The organism is Actinoallomurus sp. CA-142502, from assembly GCF_050936355.1.
Lineage (GTDB): Bacteria > Actinomycetota > Actinomycetes > Streptosporangiales > Streptosporangiaceae > Actinoallomurus > Actinoallomurus iriomotensis.
This window is the reverse complement of sequence record NZ_JBNJMY010000001.1, coordinates 8,108,875-8,127,486: the sequence shown is the minus strand read 5'-3', so window position 1 is coordinate 8,127,486 and position 18,612 is coordinate 8,108,875. Positions and strand designations below refer to the sequence as shown.

18 protein-coding genes are annotated in these 18,612 nt (G+C 72.2%); 6 read left to right on the top strand and 12 right to left on the bottom strand.

The features are described from left to right. The first annotated feature begins 146 nt into the window (after positions 1-146). On the top strand, positions 147-950 hold the full coding sequence (locus tag ACQEV1_RS37940) for a polysaccharide deacetylase family protein (RefSeq protein ID WP_433400941.1): 804 nt from the start codon (positions 147-149) through the stop codon (positions 948-950). Positions 951-1,074: 124 nt separating this feature from the next. On the opposite strand, the gene ACQEV1_RS37935 is transcribed toward ACQEV1_RS37940, so the two are convergent. The 4 genes from ACQEV1_RS37935 to ACQEV1_RS37920 all read right to left on the bottom strand — a co-directional run bounded on the left by ACQEV1_RS37935 (position 1,075) and on the right by ACQEV1_RS37920 (position 3,649). Further along, positions 1,075-1,587, bottom strand: a complete 513-nt coding sequence (locus tag ACQEV1_RS37935) for a GNAT family N-acetyltransferase (RefSeq protein WP_285628824.1) — start codon at positions 1,585-1,587, stop codon at positions 1,075-1,077. Beyond that, entirely contained in the window at positions 1,577-2,800 is a 1,224-nt protein-coding gene (locus tag ACQEV1_RS37930) for a ribonuclease D (RefSeq protein WP_285628864.1), read from the bottom strand. Before ACQEV1_RS37930 ends, ACQEV1_RS37935 begins: the two co-directional genes overlap by 11 nt. Before the next feature lie 23 nt (positions 2,801-2,823). Then, on the bottom strand, positions 2,824-3,402 hold the full coding sequence (locus ACQEV1_RS37925) for a DUF3000 domain-containing protein (protein ID WP_285628827.1): 579 nt from the start codon (positions 3,400-3,402) through the stop codon (positions 2,824-2,826). Positions 3,403-3,472: 70 nt separating this feature from the next. Continuing rightward, entirely contained in the window at positions 3,473-3,649 is a 177-nt protein-coding gene (locus ACQEV1_RS37920) for a hypothetical protein (protein WP_285581808.1), read from the bottom strand. Between the two features lie 273 nt (positions 3,650-3,922). Between ACQEV1_RS37920 and hemE the strand changes: the two genes are divergently transcribed. Further along, a complete protein-coding gene (gene hemE / locus ACQEV1_RS37915) occupies positions 3,923-4,975 on the top strand; it encodes a uroporphyrinogen decarboxylase (protein WP_285581965.1) in 1,053 nt (350 codons plus the stop codon). Positions 4,976-5,003: 28 nt separating this feature from the next. Here hemE and ACQEV1_RS37910 read toward each other — a convergent pair whose 3' ends face one another. Next, the gene (locus tag ACQEV1_RS37910; RefSeq protein ID WP_433400936.1) at positions 5,004-5,858 is read right to left on the bottom strand and encodes a DUF4349 domain-containing protein; all 855 of its coding nucleotides are present in this window, start codon (positions 5,856-5,858) and stop codon (positions 5,004-5,006) included. A 143-nt stretch (positions 5,859-6,001) separates the two neighbouring features. Here ACQEV1_RS37910 and hemG point away from each other — a divergent pair, with 143 nt between their 5' ends. The 3 genes from hemG to ACQEV1_RS37895 all read left to right on the top strand — a co-directional run bounded on the left by hemG (position 6,002) and on the right by ACQEV1_RS37895 (position 8,841). Further along, on the top strand, positions 6,002-7,468 hold the full coding sequence (gene hemG / locus ACQEV1_RS37905; RefSeq protein WP_433400933.1) for a protoporphyrinogen oxidase: 1,467 nt from the start codon (positions 6,002-6,004) through the stop codon (positions 7,466-7,468). 56 nt (positions 7,469-7,524) lie between these two features. Beyond that, positions 7,525-8,166 (top strand): hydrogen peroxide-dependent heme synthase, encoded by a 642-nt coding sequence (gene hemQ, locus ACQEV1_RS37900; RefSeq protein WP_285581967.1) that lies wholly within the window; start codon positions 7,525-7,527, stop codon positions 8,164-8,166. Between the two features lie 120 nt (positions 8,167-8,286). Then, a complete protein-coding gene (locus ACQEV1_RS37895) occupies positions 8,287-8,841 on the top strand; it encodes a hypothetical protein (protein ID WP_433400930.1) in 555 nt (184 codons plus the stop codon). A gap of 84 nt (positions 8,842-8,925) precedes the next feature. On the opposite strand, the gene ACQEV1_RS37890 is transcribed toward ACQEV1_RS37895, so the two are convergent. After that, complete coding sequence (locus ACQEV1_RS37890) at positions 8,926-11,892, bottom strand: amidase family protein (RefSeq protein WP_433400927.1); 2,967 nt, start codon at positions 11,890-11,892, stop codon at positions 8,926-8,928. Positions 11,893-12,073: 181 nt separating this feature from the next. Next, positions 12,074-12,490 (bottom strand): peptide-methionine (R)-S-oxide reductase MsrB, encoded by a 417-nt coding sequence (gene msrB, locus ACQEV1_RS37885; protein WP_432705681.1) that lies wholly within the window; start codon positions 12,488-12,490, stop codon positions 12,074-12,076. Between the two features lie 67 nt (positions 12,491-12,557). On the opposite strand from msrB, the gene ACQEV1_RS37880 reads away from it, so the two are divergent. Next, on the top strand, positions 12,558-13,607 hold the full coding sequence (locus ACQEV1_RS37880) for a DNA polymerase domain-containing protein (RefSeq protein ID WP_433400923.1): 1,050 nt from the start codon (positions 12,558-12,560) through the stop codon (positions 13,605-13,607). A 10-nt stretch (positions 13,608-13,617) separates the two neighbouring features. On the opposite strand, the gene ACQEV1_RS37875 is transcribed toward ACQEV1_RS37880, so the two are convergent. From ACQEV1_RS37875 to ACQEV1_RS37855, 5 genes are all read right to left on the bottom strand, one after another. Further along, complete coding sequence (locus ACQEV1_RS37875; protein WP_433400920.1) at positions 13,618-14,547, bottom strand: HAAS signaling domain-containing protein; 930 nt, start codon at positions 14,545-14,547, stop codon at positions 13,618-13,620. Beyond that, on the bottom strand, positions 14,544-14,882 hold the full coding sequence (locus ACQEV1_RS37870) for a PadR family transcriptional regulator (protein WP_285636338.1): 339 nt from the start codon (positions 14,880-14,882) through the stop codon (positions 14,544-14,546). The genes ACQEV1_RS37875 and ACQEV1_RS37870 overlap by 4 nt, the downstream gene beginning before the upstream one ends. Positions 14,883-15,015: 133 nt before the next feature. Beyond that, complete coding sequence (locus ACQEV1_RS37865; protein WP_433400916.1) at positions 15,016-16,602, bottom strand: phosphodiester glycosidase family protein; 1,587 nt, start codon at positions 16,600-16,602, stop codon at positions 15,016-15,018. Between the two features lie 124 nt (positions 16,603-16,726). Further along, positions 16,727-17,788, bottom strand: coding sequence for an ATP-dependent DNA ligase (locus tag ACQEV1_RS37860; protein ID WP_433400913.1), 1,062 nt, complete (start codon positions 17,786-17,788; stop codon positions 16,727-16,729). A 4-nt stretch (positions 17,789-17,792) separates the two neighbouring features. Beyond that, positions 17,793-18,503, bottom strand: a complete 711-nt coding sequence (locus ACQEV1_RS37855; RefSeq protein WP_433400910.1) for a pyrimidine reductase family protein — start codon at positions 18,501-18,503, stop codon at positions 17,793-17,795. Between the last annotated feature and the right edge of the window lie 109 nt (positions 18,504-18,612).

Here is an 18,612-nt window from a genome sequence, read left to right as displayed (position 1 = left end):
GGGCGACGCAACCCTGTGGCCTGTGACACTTGCGGGTAGATCGTCCGGAGTGCCGAGCAATGATCATTTGGTGTTGATTTGGTGGGGCCACATGTACCCCAAGCGCCTCTAGAGGGCATAGCGTTTGACATGTGGAGTTTAGGGACGTGGTGACTCGCCGTCGGATGCTCGCGCTGGGCGCCGCCGGCCTCGGTGCGCTCGCCGTGGGCGACCGTGGCCGGGTGGCGTCTCTCCCGGTGCGCCCCTTAGCGCAGGGGCGGCCGGCGGCCCGGCCGGTCAAGAGGAAGCGGGTCCCCTCGGGACCGCGGCCGGGCGTCATGCCTCCGCCGAACGCCCCCGTGCCCGCGCGGACCGACGCGATCCACCGGGTGCACGACCTGTTCCCGACGGCGCCGCCGAACGCCATCGCGCTGACGATCGACGACGGCCCGCAGCCGGAGTGGACGCCGAAGATGCTCGACCTGCTGGCCGAGTTCGACGTGAAGGCGACCTTCTCGCTCATCGGCATCCAGGTGAAGCAGTTCCCGAAGCTGGCGGAGCGAATCGTCCAGGGGGGTCACCAGTTGTGCAACCACACGATGACCCATCCGCTCGACATCGCCTCGCTGTCACGGAAGCGGGTCGACCGGGAGATCACCGAGGCGCACGACCGCATCGGTGAGGCGACCGGGATCGCGCCGAAGTTCTTCCGCTCGCCCGGCGGGGCCTGGTCGCACGCCGTGTTCCACTCGGCCGCCCGGCACGGCATGATGCCCATCGACTGGGACATCGACCCCCGCGACTGGGCGCGTCCGGGCACCGGGCACATCAAACGCGCGATGCTGAAGGCCAAGGGCGGCGACATCCTCCTCTGCCACGACGGCGGCGGCGACCGCTCGGAGACCATCAAGGCCCTGCGCAAGGTCATCCCAGAGCTGAAGAAACGCGGCCTGACCTTCGTGTCCCTGTGAACTCGAGATCGGCCGCCGGCTCGACGCCGGCCGAAATTCCGGCATCGCGCTGGGCCCGGGTGCTCGACCGTGACTGAGCCGCCCGGTCATGACGGCCGCGCGTCGGCCGATCCGGGTCGAACACTCACAGGTCGTGGGAAAGGACGCGGGAGTACCAGACGTACGGCGAGGCCAGGTGGTCGATGGTGAAGCTCAGGCGTTCGAGCAGGCGCCGGGACGCGAGGTTCGTCTCGTGTACCTCGGCGGTCACCCGGCGACAGCCGGCGAGGTTCGGCAGCCACTCGACCAGGGCGCCGACCGCCTCGGTGCCGTAGCCGTTCGCCCGCCAGGCCGCGCCCATGCCGTACCCGATCTCCGCCGACCCGTCCGGGCCCGGTGCGTGTTTCAGGCCGCATTCGCCGATCACCATGCCTCGGCGGGCGATCAGCCAGGTCAGCGCGCCCGGGTCCACGGCGGCCCGCATCGCGACGATCGGCGTCGCCTCCGTGGGCCAGTCGGCACCGGCGGGTACGCCGGAGTAGTCGCCGTCCGCCAGGTCGCGTGCGGTTCCGGCGGTCAGCGGCCGCAGTTCGAGCCGAGGGGTGCGGATCGCCTCGAAAGGCTCGCCACGGCTCCCGGGCGGGCCCTCAGGACTCACTCTTGGTCGCCAGCCTGACCATCGCCTTGGCCAGCGGCTTCGCCGTCAGCGTCACCTGCCACGTCCGGGCTCCGAGCGCGGTCAGCACGAGCCCGACCGACTCCTCGCTGATCGACTCCGGCGGGCTCCACGCCAGCCGCCGTACGGTGTCGGGCTGCAGGAGGTTCTCCGTCGGCATGGTGTGCTCGTCGGCGAGGGCGGCGACCACGGCGCGGGTGGCGGTGAGGCGTTCGGCGGCGGCCGGGTCGCGTTCGGCCCAGCGGTGCGCGGGCGGCGGGCCCTCTCCGGGCAGGCTGTGCTCGGGCAGTGCGGCGTCCGGCAGCGTACGGCCCTTCTGCACGGCGCGGAACCACGCCGCCGCGTGCCGCCGGGGGTTGCGCCCGCGGAACGCCGGCAGCGCGGCCAGGTCGTCGGGCGTGCGCGGGAGCTGGAGCGCGGCCTCGATGATGGCCGCGTCGGGCAGGACGCGCCCGGGGGACAGGTCGCGCTCGCGGGCGATCCGGTCGCGCGTCGTCCACATCTCCCGTACGACCGCCAGGCCACGCCGGGTGCGCAGCCGGTGGATGCCGGAGGTGCGGCGCCAGGGGTCCTGGCGGGGCTCTTTGGGCGGCGCGGCCAGGATCGCGGCGAACTCCTCCTCGGCCCAGGCGAGCTTGCCCGCCTCGTCCAGCTCGGTGCGCAGCGCGTCACGGAGCTCGACGAGGAGCTCGACGTCGAGCGCGGCGTACCGCAGCCAGTCGGCGGGCAGCGGGCGCGTGGACCAGTCGGCGGCGGAATGACCCTTCTCGAGGGTGAAGCCCAGCACGGTCTCGACCATGGTGCCCAGCCCCACACGGGGGTAGCCGAGCAGCCGGCCGGCCAGCTCGGTGTCGAACAGCCGGCCCGGTACGAGACCGAGCTCCGAGAGGCACGGCAGATCCTGGGTGGCGGCGTGCAGGACCATCTCGGTGTCGGCGAGCGCGTTGTTCAGCTCGCACAGGTCCGAGCAGGGCACGGGGTCGACGAGGACCGTTCCGGCGCCCCTGCGGCGGAGCTGCACCAGGTAGGCGCGCTGCCCGTAGCGATAGCCCGAGGCACGCTCGGCGTCGACCGCCACCGGCCCCTCGCCCCCGGCGAGCCGCTCGACCGCCGCGGCCAGCGCATGCGCGCTCTCACAGACCGGGGGGATGCCTTCCCGTGGTTCGAGGAGAGGTACTACTTCTGCTTCCGACAATCCCACGCGCCTACCGTACGTCGTCAAACACCTGGACCAGGCAGGGAGGTGACTCCCGCCGGCGGCAATCCAGCCGCAAGACACAGAACATCACACCAGGCGTTGATATGCCCGGACATGTCCCCGTCCGTCGGTGACCAGGAAGCCCGCAGCTCGAGTTCGGTGGTCTCAGGGTCGTCGTTCTTGTCGCCGAAGCTCTCCGAGACCGCCCGGGTGATCGTCCCGGAGGCGGCCTTGTAGCCCGCGCCGCGCTGGTCGAGGGCCTCCGTCAGCCAGCTCCAGCCGACCGGGCCGATCAGCGGATCGGCCGCGATCTCCGGCTCCAGGTCGGCGCGGACGTAGGCGACCACGCGGAAGTCGCCGTGCCAGCCGCGCTGACCCTCGGGGTCGTACAGCAGGATGAGCCGGCCGACGCCCAGCTCGCTGTCGTCCTCGCGGTAGACGGTCGCCATGATCGCCGCGGCGTACGGCGCCAGGCGCTGCGGCGCCGGCATGTCCTCGATCACGAGCTCCGAGCGGGCCGGCTCTGCCTCGACGAACGCGCGCATGGTCTCGACGGCTCGCCGGAACGGCTCCGGCGGGCGCGCGTCCCGGGGAGTCATCGGTCCACCGGGCGATCCGCCGGACGCATGTCCTCGGTGGGGAGAAGGGGACGCATGGTACGGGGTGGTCCTACGCGGCCTGGGACCGAATGATCACCGGCATCTCGGGGGCATCGCCGATCACGATCGCCGTGCCGCACACCGAGCACATCAGATCGGGGCAGTCGACGCCGTGACCTTCGTCGCACGGCGGCTGCTCGAAGACGCGTTCGTCATCACAGACGGAGCAGTGACGGGTGAGGGTCATCCGCTGACAGCCTCCCTCAACTCGGCTTCGGGGTGGAGCGTTCACACGCTCGCATGCCGCCCGGCACGATCGCGGGATGTCGCTCGGCGTGTCCCGAAGATTCTCATAACGGACGTGCGGCGCTTGTCGCCGTACGGACTTGGGGGTACCGGCCCGGCCTGCGATGTTTCGTGGGACCATCCAAGTGTGCCCGACGTCGAGAACCCCCAGAACGGCGCCGCTCCGCGGCCCGGCGCAGCACCGGAGACCAGGCCGGACAACGGCCGTGCGAACCTGCCCGCCGCCCGCCGCGACGGCCCGTTCCTCAACGCGTGCCGCCGGCTGCCGGTGCCGCACACGCCGGTGTGGTTCATGCGGCAGGCCGGCCGGTCGCTCCCGGAGTACCGCGAGGCACGAGGCACCGTCCCGATGCTCGAGGCGTGCACGATCCCCGACCTGATCGTGGAGATCACGATGCAGCCGCTGCGCCGCTACGCGGTGGACGCGGCCATCTTCTTCAGCGACATCGTGGTGCCGCTCAAGGCCATCGGCGTCGACCTGGACATCAAGCCGGGCGTCGGCCCGGTGATCGCCGACCCGATCCGCGACGCCGCCGCGGTCGGTCGCCTGCGCCCCCTGACGCCGGACGACGTGCCCTACGTCACCGAGGCGGTGCGCTCCCTCGACGCCGAGCTGGGCGACATCCCGCTGATCGGCTTCGCCGGCGGGCCGTTCACCCTGGCCTCCTACCTCATCGAGGGCGGCCCGTCGAAGAACCACGAGCGCACCAAGGCGATGATGTACGGCGAGCCGGAGCTGTGGGCGCGGCTGCTCGACCGCCTCGCCGACATCGCGATCGCCTACCTGAAGGTGCAGGTCGAGGCGGGCGCGCGGGCGATCCAGCTGTTCGACTCGTGGGTCGGCGGCGTGGCGCCGGCCGACTACCGGCGGTCGGTGCTGCCGCACAGCGAAAAGATCTTCTCCGCCCTGGAGCCGTACGGCGTGCCGCGCATCCACTTCGGCGTCGGCACGGGCGAGCTCCTGGGGCTGATGGGAGAGGCGGGCGCGGACGTGGTCGGCGTCGACTGGCGGGTCCCGCTCGACGATGCCGTACGCCGCGTCGACGCCGGCAAGGCCCTGCAGGGCAACCTCGACCCGGCCATCCTGCTGGCCCCGTGGGAGGTCGCGGCCGAACGCGCCCGCGAGGTCCTCGCCCAGGGCCGTACGGCGGAGGGCCACGTGTTCAACCTGGGCCACGGGGTGCTCCCGTCGACCGACCCGGGCGTGCTGGCCCGCCTCGCCGACCTGGTCCACGAGGAGTCCGCCGTCCACGCCCAGGCGCGCTGACCGCCCCGGGGCGGGCCGGGGCGTACGGTCAGGCGGCGCTCGACCCGGACGAACGGCGGCGGCGGCGCCACAGCCACCAGGCCGGCAGGCTGATCACCGCGGCGAGGCCGGCGAACGGCAGGAGCCAGCCGACCACGAGCGCCAGTCCCTTCACGAACACCGTGAACGCGTGCCAGCCCGACGACACGCCGCCCGAGAAGCCCGTCGACCGGTGATGTTCGCGGCGCGTCGGCGTCGTGCCCTCCAGCCGCAGCGTCACGGTGGCGTAGCTCGTCTGGGAGGCCAGTGACTTCTGGCGTGCCTGCAGGGACTCAAGGTCGGACTCCCGGCTGGCGATCTCCTGTTCCAACTGCACGATGTCGTCGACGTCGGAGGCCTTGTCGAGCAGCTTCCGGAACGACGCCAGGGTCGCTTTGGCCGACTTGACCCGGCTGTCGACGTCGGCGACCTCCTGGGTCACGTCGTCGGCCTGCTGCCGCAGCGAGACGCGGGTGCCGATGCGCGAGGACGCGAGCTGGTCCAGCACGCCCTGGTACCGCGCCGACGGGATCTTGAAGGTGATCGTGGCCGACGGGCGCGAGCCGGGGTTCTCGGTCGCGTTCTCGTTGCCGACGTAGCCGCCCGCGGCGGCGACCACGCTCTTCGCCCGGCCCGCGGCGCCGGTGACGTCGCCGGACCGCATCGTGAGGTCCGCGGTGTAGACGATGGCCTGGGTGGGCGCGAGGCGCACGTTCTGCGCCCGGCCCGCGGCGTCGGCCTCTTTGCTCGGTGCGCGCGCGACGGCGGCGCGGCCGCCCGAGCCGGCGGATGCTCCGTTGTCGGCGCCGGAGCAGGCCGTGAGGAGGACGAGCGCGGCGGCCGATACGACGATGAACGGTCTCATATGACTGGGACGTCGTGACGTACGTCACCGTTCGCGGGGCGGCCGTCGCGATCGGATCACGATGACGACGCGCCCAGGTCACGGCACCCGTGTCAGGGACGGGTGGTGTGCCGGCCGGGCGAAGGCTCTGGGATCGTGGAGCCATGACCGATGCGCCGACCCGTGCCCACGTCGCCGTCGTCGGCGGCGGGATCGCCGGGCTGACCGCCGCGTACCACGCCGCCAAGGGCGGAGCCCGCGTCACGCTCCTGGAGGGTTCCGCCGACGTCGGCGGCAAGCTCCGCGTCAGCGAGGTCGCCGGCCTGGCGGTGGACGAGGGCGCCGAGGCGATGCTCGCGCGGCGGCCCGAGGGGCTGGAGCTCGTCCGCGAGCTGGGCATCGGCGACCGGCTGGCCTTCCCCGGGACGACCTCCTCGGCGATCTGGAGCCGAGGCGCGCTCCACGACATGCCCTCCGGGCACATCATGGGCGTCCCCGCCGACCTGGTCGCGCTGGCCCGCTCCGGCGTGCTGTCGGCCGCCGGGATGGCCCGCGTCCCGCTCGACCTCGTACGCCCCGCCACCCCCCGCGGAGAGGACGTGTCCGTCGCCGGCCTGGTCGGCGCGCGGATGGGCGCCGAGGTGGTGGACCGGCTGGTCGAGCCGCTGCTGGGCGGGGTGTACGCCGGGCGGGCCGACGACCTGTCCTTCGAGGCGACGATGCCGGGCCTGGCCGACGCGGCGCGGACCCACCGATCGCTGATCGCCGCGGCCCGCGCCGTACGCGAGGCCGCGCCGGCGAGCTCGGGCCCGGTGTTCACCACGCTCACCGGTGGCATGGGCGCGTTCGCGCAGTCCCTCGCGAGCCGGGTCACCGACCTGGACGTCACCCTGCGCACGGAGACGATGGTGCGCGAGCTGCGCCGCGGGCCGGAGGGCTGGCGGCTCACCGTCGGCCCCGCGCGGGAGCCGGAACTGGTCGAGGCCGACGCGGTCATCCTCGCGGTGCCGGCGCACGCGGCCCGGCGGCTCCTGCAGGAGGAGGTGCCCGCGGCATCGGCCGAGCTGGGGCGGATCGGGTACGCCAGCATGGCGATCGTCACTCTGGCCTACTCCGCCACGGCGTTCCCGCGGCCACCGCGCCGGAGCGGCTACCTCGTGCCCGCCGTGGAGTCCGACGGCGTCAAGGCGGTCACGTTCAGCACCACCAAGTGGCCGCACCTCCTCGACGACGCGCCCGGCGTGGTGGTCGTCCGCTGCTCGATCGGCCGGTACGGCGAGGAACAGGTCCTCCAGCGCCCCGACGAGGAGCTGAAGGCCCTGGCCATGACCGAGCTGGCCCGGACGACCGGGGTGACCGAACTGCCCGTCGACAGCCGGGTCACCCGCTGGGGCGGCTCGCTCCCGCAGTACTCCGTCGGCCACCTCGACCGGGTCGCGCGGATCCGCGGCGCCGTCGCCGGCGCGCCGGGCCTCGCGGTGTGCGGCGCCGCGTACGACGGCGTGGGCGTCCCGGCGTGCATCGCGTCGGCCCGCGCGGCGGTGGCCCGGGTGACGGGGGACCTGAAGAGTCGGGGAGAATCGGAGACGACCGGGCGACGTCGGCCGGTGCCGGAGCAGAAGGGGAACTGACCGTGAGTGGCGACAAGCCGAAGGCACGCGACCTCAACCAGGTGATCCGCTACACCATGTGGTCGGTCTTCCGGGTGCGCAACCTCGCCGACGCCGACCGCGACGCGGTCGCCCGCGAGGTCGAGGACCTGCTCGAACAGGCCGCGGCCAAGGACGTCACGACCCGTGGGGTGTACGACGTGGCCGGCCTGCGGGCCGACGCCGACTACATGTTCTGGTGGCACGCGCCGTCCTCCGACGACCTCCAGGAGATCTACAACCGGTTCCGCCGTACGACGCTGGGCCGGGCGTCGGAGCCGGTGTGGTCGGTGATGGCGCTGCACCGCCCGGCGGAGTTCAACAAGAGCCACGTCCCGGCGTTCCTCGCCGAGGAGCAGGCCCGCGCGTACGTCTGCGTGTACCCCTTCGTCCGCTCCTACGAGTGGTACCTGCTGCCGGACGAGGAGCGGCGGGCACTGCTCGCCGAGCACGGCCGGATGGCACGGGAGTACCCCGACGTGCGGGCCAACACGGTGTCCTCGTTCGCTCTGGGCGACTACGAGTGGATCCTCGCCTTCGAGGGCGACGAGCTGTACCGCATCGTCGACCTGATGCGTCACCTGCGGGGCTCGGAGACGCGCCGGCACGTCCGCGAGGAGACGCCGTTCTACACCGGCTCCCGCAAGCCGGTCACCGAGCTCGTCGCCGCCCTTCCCTGAGGGACAGACCCCTGTTCCGCCGGTAAAGACTTCGCCATCGGCGGCACCCCGCGTACCGGCCGTGCACGAGGATCCGTGACGCGGCGACCGCCGCGGGCCCGGGGGAGCCGGAGGAGCAGGGTGAACGGAGCACGGCGAATAAGGGGACGGCACGCGCGCCTACCGGGCGCGGTGAGCGCCGTACGCGCGGCCCTGTCGCCGCGGCGCACGCGGATCGTCGTGGCCGCGGGCTTGTTCGTGACCCTGACCGGTGCCGTGGCCACGTTCGTCACGCTGGCCCCGGCGGACACGCATCGGCCGGACACCGTGCCGAAGGCCGCCGCGGCGAACGTCCTCGGCGGCCGGTCCGCCCAGGCGCCCGTCGCGCGGTCACGCCCCGTGCGGCCCGGCGACCTGGCCGCCCTGGCCTTCTACCGGCAGCAGGACCCGACGCGCGCCGCGCACGTCACCGAGGTGATCTGGACCGGCCCCATGCTGCGCGTCTACACCGACCTGCCCGCCTCCGACGCGAACTCCCGTACGGCCATCGCCCTGTGCGAGACCGCCGCGGCGTACGCCGAGGACCACGGCCATCTCCCGGAGGTGTTCGTGCACGCCGACCGCGCGGCCGGATACCCGGTCCTGGCCAACAAGATGAACGACCGAGACGACTGCCGCCTCGACCGCGTGCCCTGAGGACCGGCCGGACCGGCCGTCGCCGGGGCTGGTAGCCCCCTCTGGGGCTGGAACGTTCGTGATGCTGCCTTCTGGGCTTCTGGCTTATTTGGGGAGGGTGGGGAGGTATTTCGGGGGGCGGCGGGACTGGGTGGCCTGTTCGAAGGCGTAGGCCAGGCCGAGGATCTGCTCGTCGGCCTTGTCACGTCCCATGAAGGAGACGCCCACGGGCAGCTCCCCTTCGGCGAACCCGGCCGGGACGTTGATGTTCGGGTATCCGGCGACGGCCGCAGGGCCGCAGGTGCCGTTCCAGGAACCGTTGTTGTCGAGGATCCTGGTGGAGGGCGAGATGGTCGGGGCGACGATCGCGTCCAGGTGGTGCGTGTCGAAGATGCGGTCGAGGTGGTGACGGGCCTGCTCGGTGATGTTCTGGCGCCTCTCGTCGTGCTCGTGTATGGAGAGCACCGTGTCCGTGTCCGTGTCCTGGGCCCGTTCGAACACGGCCTGCCCGAAGTCTGAGGATCGTTCGCCGGGGTGATCTCGGGTGAAGGCGATCAGTTCGGCGAGGTCGCGTGGGTGTTCGCCGCCGGTCGTGGCCAGGTAGCTGTTGATGGCCTGCTTGAACTCGTACGGCAGCACGACCCATGTGTTGGGGAGGGGCAGGTCGACGGTGACCGTGGTGGCGCCCAGTTCGTGGAGGCTTTCGACCGTCTCGGCGAGGACGCGGTCCACATCGGGATGGTTTCCGTCCCGACGCCACACGCCGATCCTCGTTCCCGGTGGCAGGTCGGGGCTCAGGCGGATCGGCTCGGACGTGGTCGCGATGGCCTCGAAGACCGCGGCGGCGTCGGCCACGTTCCGGGTGATCGGCCCGGCGGTGTCCTGGAAGAGTGAGACCGGCACGACGCCATGCGGGCTGACCCGCCACAAAGAAGGTTTGAAACCGACCACGCCGTTCATCGCCGCGGGGGAGACGATGGAGCCGGAGGTCTCGGTGCCGATGGTGATGGGCGCCATGCCGGTGGCGGCCGCCACCGCGGAGCCGCTGGAGGACCCGGACGGGCTCCGGTCGAGGACGTAGGGGTTCCTGGTCTGGCCGCCGGTCGCGCTCCAGCCGTGTCGGGGGGTGTCCGAACGAAAGTTGGCCCATTCGGACAGGTTCGTCTTGCCGAGGATGATCGCGCCGGCGTCGCGGAGTTGGGTGACCACCTTGGCGTCCGCGTAGGGTTTGTTGTGCAGCAGGGCGAGGGAGCCGGCGGTGGTGGGCAGGTCACGGGTGTCGATGTTGTCCTTGACCAGGACGGGGATGCCGTGTAGCGGGCCGATGTCGACGCCGGAGGCGCGGACACGGTCGGCCTCGCGGGCTTGGGCGAGTACGGCGTCCCGGTTCAGTGAGCCCGGTATGACGGCGCCCAGTTCCTTATTCATCGCGTCGATGCGGTCCAGGCACCGCTGCGTCAGTTCTTCTGAGGTCAGCCGGCCGGCGGCCATCTCGGTTCGCAGGTCCTGGACGGTCATCGTCTCGGGGAAGGCCGGTGGGACGTCGCGGAGATAGGGGGCTCCGGCCCCGGCATCGAGTCTGGCGGTGAGGTCGCCGGGGCTCACCACGTGATCGTGGACGCTGCCGGGGTTCACCGGGTGGTCGTGGACGCCGCCGAGCCCCGCGGTGGCCGGGCCGTCGAGCGGACCGGGTGCCGTGCTGTGGAGCGGTCCGCTCGCCGGTGGTGCGGATGGGGTGTGGTGGAAGAGCCGGCCGGCCAGTTCGGTTCCGGCGCCGGTGAAGGCCATGCCGAAGCCGTATTTGGCGGCGTCTTGGAGCTGGTCCAGATCCCAGCCGTGGCCGGTGAGTCCTCCGGCGGTCCAGATCGCGGCGGTGCCGGCGCTTCCGGACAGGGCGTACCGGGTGGTGACTCCTCGTGCGCCGGGGGACCGGCTCCACCGCGACAGCCATTCCAGCGCCGGGGACCGCCGTAGCAGGGCCGGCAGCGCCCCGTGGACGGCGAAGCCGGTCAGCCCCCCGACGAGGAGTCCTTCCAGCGCCAGGCGGGCGAGCGCACCGAAATCAAGGCCGTCGCCGTGGAACAGCAGACCGATCTCCCCGGTCCCGGCCGTGAACGCCATTCCCAGTACCGCGTCCCGGATCACCCGCAGCGCGATCCACAGCGCCGCGCCCTCCAGCTTGATCAACCGCGCGACCAGGCCCTGGACCCAGCGGCCCAGCGCACCCGCGAGCAGGGTCAGCGCCACCACGAACACCGCCGTGGCGACGCACTGCCACCGCGCGCTGATGATCGCGCGCCGGCTGTCGTCGCAGTAGCGTGCCAGTTCCCCGCACCGGTGCGCGAGGGACCTCAGCAGGCCGGATTCGCCGTGCACCACGTTCGCGGTCGCGGTGAACGCCTCGGTCGCCGCGCCGGATCCGTCACCGACCCGTCTGGCGTGCCCGGCCACCTCCTCGGCCACCTCGTCGAGCACGCTCTTCATCGACAGCGCGGCATCGCGCAGATCGGCCAGCGCGGTCAGGTCGCCCTCGGGCCAGGCGACCGGTACCCCGCACCATCCCAGTACCTTCTCGGCCCAGGCCCACACATCCGGCGCAGGCGCCGCGGCCGGCAGGCCGCCCGGGACCGGCGGCAGGACATAGGACTCCGGCATCCGTGCCCACCGGGGCGGATCCTGCCCGGCCGGGCCCGGCCCGCCCAGCCCCTCCGCGATCGTCCCGTCCGCCTCCCGGTACGTCCCCCCGGCCACCACCAGACCCGCGGCCATCGCCCGCAGGAGGTTCACGGTCCAGGTCAGGTCCTTCAAGAGCCCGTCCCGCAGCCCGGCGAATCCCGGCGCGCCCGACTCCCGGTCCCCCTCGAACAGCGCCCGCCCCAGGTCATCGGTGCCGAACCGCGAAGGCCCTCCCACCGCCCGGCAGAACGCGTCCACACCCTCCCCGGCCCGACGCCCGCACGCCAAAACCTCGGCGGCGTCACGGATCTTCGTCCCCGCCTCCACCCAGGTCCCCGCAGCGACAGCGAATCCCTCCACCCCGAGCCTCCAGCCGCCGCCTTCCCGCTGCGTCATCGTGGAACCGGCCGACCGCCGCTCCACCAAGATCACATTTTGCTAAGCCACGGTAATCAGCAGGTGCGGGCCACCGCCATGGCCCAAAAGTGGAAGAACAAACCGCAGACCCGGGTCGCAGGATCGCAGCACCGTCGTGCCCGTTCGTTGCGGGTCCGGGCCGGGCTTGCTCGTGTGGGCTTTATTCGGCCGGTTCGAGGGTCAGGGAGACGCTGTTGATGCAGTACCTCTGGTCCGTTGGCGTGGGGTAGCCCTCGCCTTCGAACACGTGGCCGAGGTGTGAGTCGCAGTTGGCGCAGCGCACCTCCGTGCGGGTCATGCCGAGGCTCCGGTCCTCGATGAGCGTGACCGCGTCCGACTCGGTCGGCTGGTAGAAGCTCGGCCAGCCGCAGTGGGAGTCGAACTTGGTCTCCGACCGGAACAGCTCGGTGCCGCAGGCCCGGCAGCGGTAGACGCCCACCGTCTTGGTGGAGACGTACTCACCGGTCCACGGAGCCTCCGTGCCGGCCTCCCGAAGGACGTGGTACTCCTCGGGCGAAAGCTGGGCCTTCCATTCCTCGTCGCTCTTGCGTATCGCTGTCACACAGTGAACAACCATCGCCGGCAAGACGTCATTCCAGGGCGGAACCCGATCGAATGTCGGTCCCGGCGGGTACCGTGCGCGTATGGCGTCACCATTCGTGGAGCTCGAGGTCGGCGACCGCGTCGTCAAGGTCACCAACCCGGACAAGGTCTACTTCCCGGCCCGGGGAGAGACGAAGCTGGACCTGGTCAACTACTACCTGTCCGTGGGTGAGGGCATCCTCCGGGCGCTGCGCGAGCGGCCGACCACTCTGGAGCGCTGGCCCGGCGGGGTCTTCGAGGGCGCCAAGTTGTCCACCCGTGCCGACAACCGGGGTGACGCCTTCTACCAGAAGCGCATCCCCAAGAACACCCCCGAGTGGATCGAGACGGCGCGCATCGCCTTCCCCAGCGGCCGGTTCGCCGACGAGCTGGCCCCGATGCACCTCGCGGACGTCGCCTGGGCGGCCAACCTCGGCACCGTGACCTTCCATCCCTGGCCCGTACGCCGCGCCGACGTCGACCACCCCGACGAGCTGCGCATCGACCTGGACCCGCAGCCCGGCACCGACTTCGACGACGCGAAGAAGATCGCCCTCGGCCCGGTGCGCGACATGCTCGCCGAGCTCGGCTACACCGGTTACCCCAAGACCTCCGGCAGCCGCGGCGTCCACATCTATGTGCGCGTCGAGCCGCGCTGGACCTTCACCGAGGTACGCCGTTGCGCGCTGGCGTTCGGCCGGGAGGTGGAGCGGCGGATGCCCGACCTGGTCACCACCAACTGGTGGAAGGAGGAGCGCGGCGAGAAGGTCTTCATCGACTTCAACCAGAACGCCCGCGACCGTACGATCGCCTCGGCCTACAGCGTCCGCCCGAAGCCGCACGCCCCGGTCTCCACGCCGGTGACCTGGGACGAGCTGCCCGACGTGGACACCGACGACTTCACCATCGCGACGGTGCCGGAGCGCTTCGCCAAGCTCGGTGACCCGCACGCCACCATCGACGACGCGGCGTTCTCCCTGGAGCCCCTGCTGGAGTGGGCCGACCGGGACGAGCGCGACCACGGCCTCGGCGACATGCCGTACCCACCGAACTACCCGAAGATGAAGGGCGAGCCCAAGCGCGTCCAGCCCAGCAAGGCCCGCAAGGACTGACTCGGTGCGGTCAGCCGCGGGCCTCGCGGAAGCGTTTGATCGCTTGGCCCGCGCTCACGGCGAGGACGGCCAAGGCCGTGACGTTGTAGAAGGCGTCCGGGGTCTTCCAGTCCGGGCCGTTGAAGTCCGTCAGGACGTTCGGGTCGAAGAGCATGTGGCGGGACAGCACGTACGCCACGGGCAGCGCGAAGATCGCGTGGGCGGCCGCGTGAACGGCGGCCAGGGGGACGGTCCAGTCGCGGGTGGTGAGCTGGATCAGGTTGAGCGCCACGATGCCGGCCAGGCCGAGGAGGATCGGCCAGATCCAGCCTGACCACAGGGCCGGGTCGAGCACCTGTACCCGGGCGTCGCCGAGGCGGTAGGGCTTGGCGACGTGCTGCCAGATGATCAGTACGAGCAGCAGCGCGTGCCACACCGCCGAAGTGAGAGTGGCGGCGCCCCGCCTCTCCCTCTGCACGGGCGCGGGCAGGTCGTCGGGAGTCCAGGCGCGGGTGCGGGCCGTCGCGCCGCGCCGATGCAGGGACCGCTCGACCAGGGCGAACAGCATGGTGACCCAGGCGATCATCTGCGCCCCGACGGTCAGCACCATGGTGACCGCGCCGCCGATCGCCGCGCCGACGCTCTTGCCGTCCGCGACGTCGAGCAGCATGAGCGCGGCGGCGACCAGCGGCAGCACGGTGGACAGCAACCCCACCAGCAGGCGTTTGTAGACCGGGAACAGGTCGGGCCCGATGAGGGCCGGCGGCCGGTCGGCGTAGCGGGCGGCGAGCCGGGCGGGGGCGCCCATCTCGGTGAGCACCTCGCGTTCGGTCGCGCCGCGTGCCTCGACGGTGTCGGCGATCGTGGCGCGCAGTTCGTCGGCGATGTCGTCGCGCTGGTCGGCCGGGATCCACCGGACGACCTCATGCACGTAGCGCTCGGTCAGCGAGCTGGCGGTCATCGACTCTCCTTGGTCAGTTCTGCGATCGAGGCGACCAGGCCCTGCCATTCGCGGATCAGGCCGGCGCGTACCCGGGAGCCGTCGGGGCTGACCCGGTAGAACTTCCGGGGCCGCGACTCGTCGGTGTTCCACTCGCTGGTCAGCAGGCCTTGCTTGTCCAGCCGGCGCAGCAGCGGATAGAGGGTGTTGCCGTCGACGGCGATCCCGGCGTTGTTGAGCGTCTCCAGCAGCGCGTAGCCGTACTGCGGCTCGTCCAGCAGCGCCAGGCAGGCCAGCACGACCGTGCCGCGGCGCAGCTCCTGCGCCTGACCGAGGATCAGCTCATCCAACGTCATGCGACACACCATAGTGTGTGGCGCACACTAATGTCGAGCGCGATGGAACCGCGGCCGAACGTGAGAAGACCCCGAGCGCGACGCGCTCGGGGTCTCCCATCGGCCGCTCACGGGCTCCAGGTGAGGAGAACCGTCACGGGATGACCTGCACGGTGTCGCCGACCGCGCGTTCGCCGGTCGCGTCGGACGGCTTGTTGACCACGGTGCCGTCGACCGCCATCGCGGTCGAGCCTCCGCCGTCGAGGTTCAGCGCGTTCACCGCGCCGAGGCCGCGCATCAGCCGGGCGGCCTCCTCCAGCGTCGCGCCCTCGCTGACGCCCGGCTGGCGGCCGTCGACGGTGACGAGGATGAGCCGGCCCCAGGCGTCCGTGCCCGCGAGGGTGCGGGGCTGGCGCTGTTCCGCCCAGGCGTAGCCGAAGGAGAGGTCCGCCGGGTCCACGACCCCTTCCGCGGCGGCGTCGATGGCGACCTTCCCGTCGCGCAGCAGGATCGGCCCGGCGCTCGCGATGCCGGTCCGGCCGGTCAGCGGCACCGTACGGCCGGCGGAGTCACGGACCCGCTCGTCGACGGTCAGCCGCCGTCCCACGACGGCGTGGGCCTTCAGCCACGTCGCGGCCGTTCCGATGCCCTGGAGCACCTCGCCGCCGGCCGGGACCCTGCCGCCGACGGTCCCCGCGGCGACCACCCGGCCGCGGCCGTCGAGCACGGCCTGCGCGCCGGCCCCGGTGGGCAGGTCCGCGCCGTAGTGCGGCGTGAAGGACACCAGGTCGTCGGCGCTGGTGCAGGTGAAGTCCTGGCGCGGCTGCTCGGTCGGCGACACCCCCGGCCGCCCGCAGTCACGGATCCTGCCCGGCACGCGGTTCGTTCCGTTGATCGGGTACGACGACGCGCCGTCGCGGACGGTCGCGCGGGAGGTGAGGTTCGCGACCCGGCTGTGCCGGCCACCGTCCTGGAGGATGAGGGCGGCCCGGCCGCCGGAGGACTGGGCGTCGAGCACGCCGCCGTAGACGCCGAGACCCGCCTGCGTGCCCTGGACGCCGTCGGCGTCGGCGGTGATGAAGAAGCCGGCGTTGACCGCGAGGACGGAGCCGGCCGCGCGGGCCTGGGCCGAGGTGGTCGACCGTCCGGCGACCGCGCCGCCGTGGTCGGCGACGACCCTGCCGTGGAACACCGTGGGATCGACGATCCCGACATGGACGCTCTCCCGGTCGGGTGCCTGGTCGACGTCGTACCCGGTCCATTCGACCAGCGGGTGCAGGCCGGCGGCGGTGACCGCGTCCGCCTGCTTCTTCGCGTCGGCCTGGGTGGCGAAGCCGCCGACGCGTACGCGCGAGCCCTCGGTGCCGTGCGGAGTGTCGGTGAAGGCCGGCCAGGGCACCTGGTCGACGTGCGCGTCGATCCCCGCCGCGGCCAGCCGCGAGACGGACGTCGCGGCCCACGCCGCGTCTCCGAGCTCCGCCCAGGCGGCGGCGCCGGTCATCCGGTTCACGGCGGGAGCCTGCACGGTGACCGTCCACACCGGCTGCGCCTGCGGCACGGAGATCGACGCGGTGCGCACCTCCACGCCCGGGGCCGGGGAGGTGGACGTCCACGTCGCCGTCGCCGATCCCCACGGCAACGCGACCCCGCCCGGCCGCTCGGCCGCCACGGCCGGGCCGGCGACGGCCGTGGACGCGGCGATCAAGGCGATGCCCGCGGCCATCCATCTTCGACGCACCATCGAGGACTCCCAACTGGATATAAGTGGACGTTCTGGACATAGAAGATCATCCACTGCGGTTGGGGTCCACGCTGATCAGAAAGCCGGCAGGTGAACTGCCGTTGAAAGCTGTGCCGCGCCGGGCTCAGGTGCCCAGGATGTCGTCCAGGTCGTAGGCCACCGGCACTTCGAGCTGGTCATAGCCGCACGACTCCGGCGTACGGTCCGGGCGCCAGCGGCGGAACCGCGCCGTGTGCCGGAACCTGCGCCCCTCCATCTGGTCGTAGGCGACCTCGCACACCAGCTCCGGGCGCACCGCGACCCACGACAGGTCCTTCTTGGCGTTCCAGCGGGTGATCGCGCCCGGCATGCGGTCGGCGGTGGCCTCGGTCTGGGCGGCCCACTCGGCCCAGGGGTGCCCGTCGAGCTCGGTCATCCGGTACGGGGCCAGCTCGTCCACCAGCTCCGCGCGGCGTTTCATCGGGAAGGACGCGGAGACGCCCACGTGCTGGAGCCGCTCGCCGTCGTACAGGCCGAGCAGCAGCGACCCGACGATCGGCCCGGACTTGTGCCAGCGGAACCCGGCCACCACGCAGTCGGCGGTGCGCTCGGGCTTGACCTTGAACATGGCCCGCCGGTCCGGCTCGTACGGCCCGTCCAGCGGCTTGGCGATCACTCCGTCCAGCCCGGCGCCCTCGAACTCGGAGAACCACCGCAGGCCGACGTCGTACTGGTCGGTGGCCGGGGTCACGTGGACCGGCGCCCCGGCGTCCGCCAGCACCTCGGTGAGCCGGGCCCGGCGCTCGCCGAACGGCGTCTCCATGAGCGACTCGTCGCCCAGCGCCAGCAGGTCGAAGGTGACGTAGGACGCCGGGGTCTGCTCGGCCAGCAGCTTGATCCGCGAGGCGGCCGGGTGGATGCGCTGCTGGAGCACCTCGAACTCCAGCACGTGCCCCTGCCGCAGGACGATCTCGCCGTCGAGCACGCAGCGTTCGGGCAGCTCACGGCCGAACCCCTCGACCAGCTCGGGGAAGTAGCGGCCGAGCGGCTTGCCGTTGCGACCGCGGATGTCGATCTCGTCGCCGTCGCGGAACACGACCGCGCGGAACCCGTCCCACTTGGGCTCGTACAGCAGGTCGCCGCGCGGGAGTTCCTTGACGGCCTTGGCGAGCATCGGCGCGACCGGCGGGCTCACGGGAAGATCCATGAGCTCACCCCCTTAGGTATCGGAGGAAGACGAAGCCGTCTTCTTCGAGGACATGCCCGAGGCGCAGCGGGATCGGCGCCGTCGCCGGGCCGTTCAGCACGCGTGCCGCGTCCCCGGCGGTGAGCCGGGGACTCATCGTAAGGCAGAGCTCGTCGAGGCGCCCGGCCGCGGAGAGTTCGGCCAGCAGCCGCGGGCCGCCCTCGGTGAGCTGCCGTACGAGCCCCCGCTCCGCGAGCGCGTCCAGGGCCGCGGGTACGTCCGCCTGCTCGCCGCCGGTGACGATCACCTCGGCGTGCCTCCGGGCGGCGCGCAGGCGCTCGGCGGGCGCGGACGGGCAGGTCACCAGGATCGTCGGCACGAGGGCCTCGGTGAACACCGGCGCGTCGAAGTCGAAGTCGAGTCCGCGCGAGACGATCGCCAGCGGCGGCGCCGGCGTACGGCCGCGGCGCAGGTCGCCCCACCACTCGCGGGGCCGCACCGGCCCGTACCCCTCGGCCCGTACGGTGGCGCCGCCCACGACCACCACGTCGGCCAGGGCTCGCAGGAGCGAGAGCAGCCGCCGGTCGGCCCGGCCGCCGAGCGCCTCGGTACGGCCGTCGTGGACCGCGGCGCCGTCGGCGGAGGACACCATGTTGGCGCGCAGCCAGGGCCGCCGGCCGGGGTAGGCGTACGCCTCGGGCAGGTCGGGGGTGCCGGCCGGTTCGAGTCTGCGCATGTCATCAGGGTGTCACACATATGTTCGGTCACATTTTGCGACTGGATGGCTGCGTTCGGCTTATCAAATCGGCGTTTTCCAGGAAGACTTGTCGCGGAAGGGGAGAGGT

Excerpts from the sequence above, each read along its gene's own strand:
- ACQEV1_RS37925 (WP_285628827.1), bottom strand. The coding sequence starts at position 3,402 with ATGACTCCCCGGGACGCGCGCCCGCCGGAGCCGTTCCGGCGAGCCGTC.
- ACQEV1_RS37920 (WP_285581808.1), bottom strand. The coding sequence starts at position 3,649 with ATGACCCTCACCCGTCACTGCTCCGTCTGTGATGACGAACGCGTCTTC.
- ACQEV1_RS37910 (WP_433400936.1), bottom strand. The coding sequence starts at position 5,858 with ATGAGACCGTTCATCGTCGTATCGGCCGCCGCGCTCGTCCTCCTCACG.
- hemG (WP_433400933.1), top strand. The coding sequence starts at position 6,002 with ATGACCGATGCGCCGACCCGTGCCCACGTCGCCGTCGTCGGCGGCGGG.
- hemQ (WP_285581967.1), top strand. The coding sequence starts at position 7,525 with ATGTGGTCGGTCTTCCGGGTGCGCAACCTCGCCGACGCCGACCGCGAC.
- ACQEV1_RS37890 (WP_433400927.1), bottom strand. The coding sequence starts at position 11,892 with ATGACGCAGCGGGAAGGCGGCGGCTGGAGGCTCGGGGTGGAGGGATTC.
- msrB (WP_432705681.1), bottom strand. The coding sequence starts at position 12,490 with ATGGTTGTTCACTGTGTGACAGCGATACGCAAGAGCGACGAGGAATGG.
- ACQEV1_RS37880 (WP_433400923.1), top strand. The coding sequence starts at position 12,558 with ATGGCGTCACCATTCGTGGAGCTCGAGGTCGGCGACCGCGTCGTCAAG.
- ACQEV1_RS37875 (WP_433400920.1), bottom strand. The coding sequence starts at position 14,547 with ATGACCGCCAGCTCGCTGACCGAGCGCTACGTGCATGAGGTCGTCCGG.
- ACQEV1_RS37870 (WP_285636338.1), bottom strand. The coding sequence starts at position 14,882 with ATGACGTTGGATGAGCTGATCCTCGGTCAGGCGCAGGAGCTGCGCCGC.
- ACQEV1_RS37865 (WP_433400916.1), bottom strand. The coding sequence starts at position 16,602 with ATGGTGCGTCGAAGATGGATGGCCGCGGGCATCGCCTTGATCGCCGCG.
- ACQEV1_RS37860 (WP_433400913.1), bottom strand. The coding sequence starts at position 17,788 with ATGGATCTTCCCGTGAGCCCGCCGGTCGCGCCGATGCTCGCCAAGGCC.
- ACQEV1_RS37855 (WP_433400910.1), bottom strand. The coding sequence starts at position 18,503 with ATGCGCAGACTCGAACCGGCCGGCACCCCCGACCTGCCCGAGGCGTAC.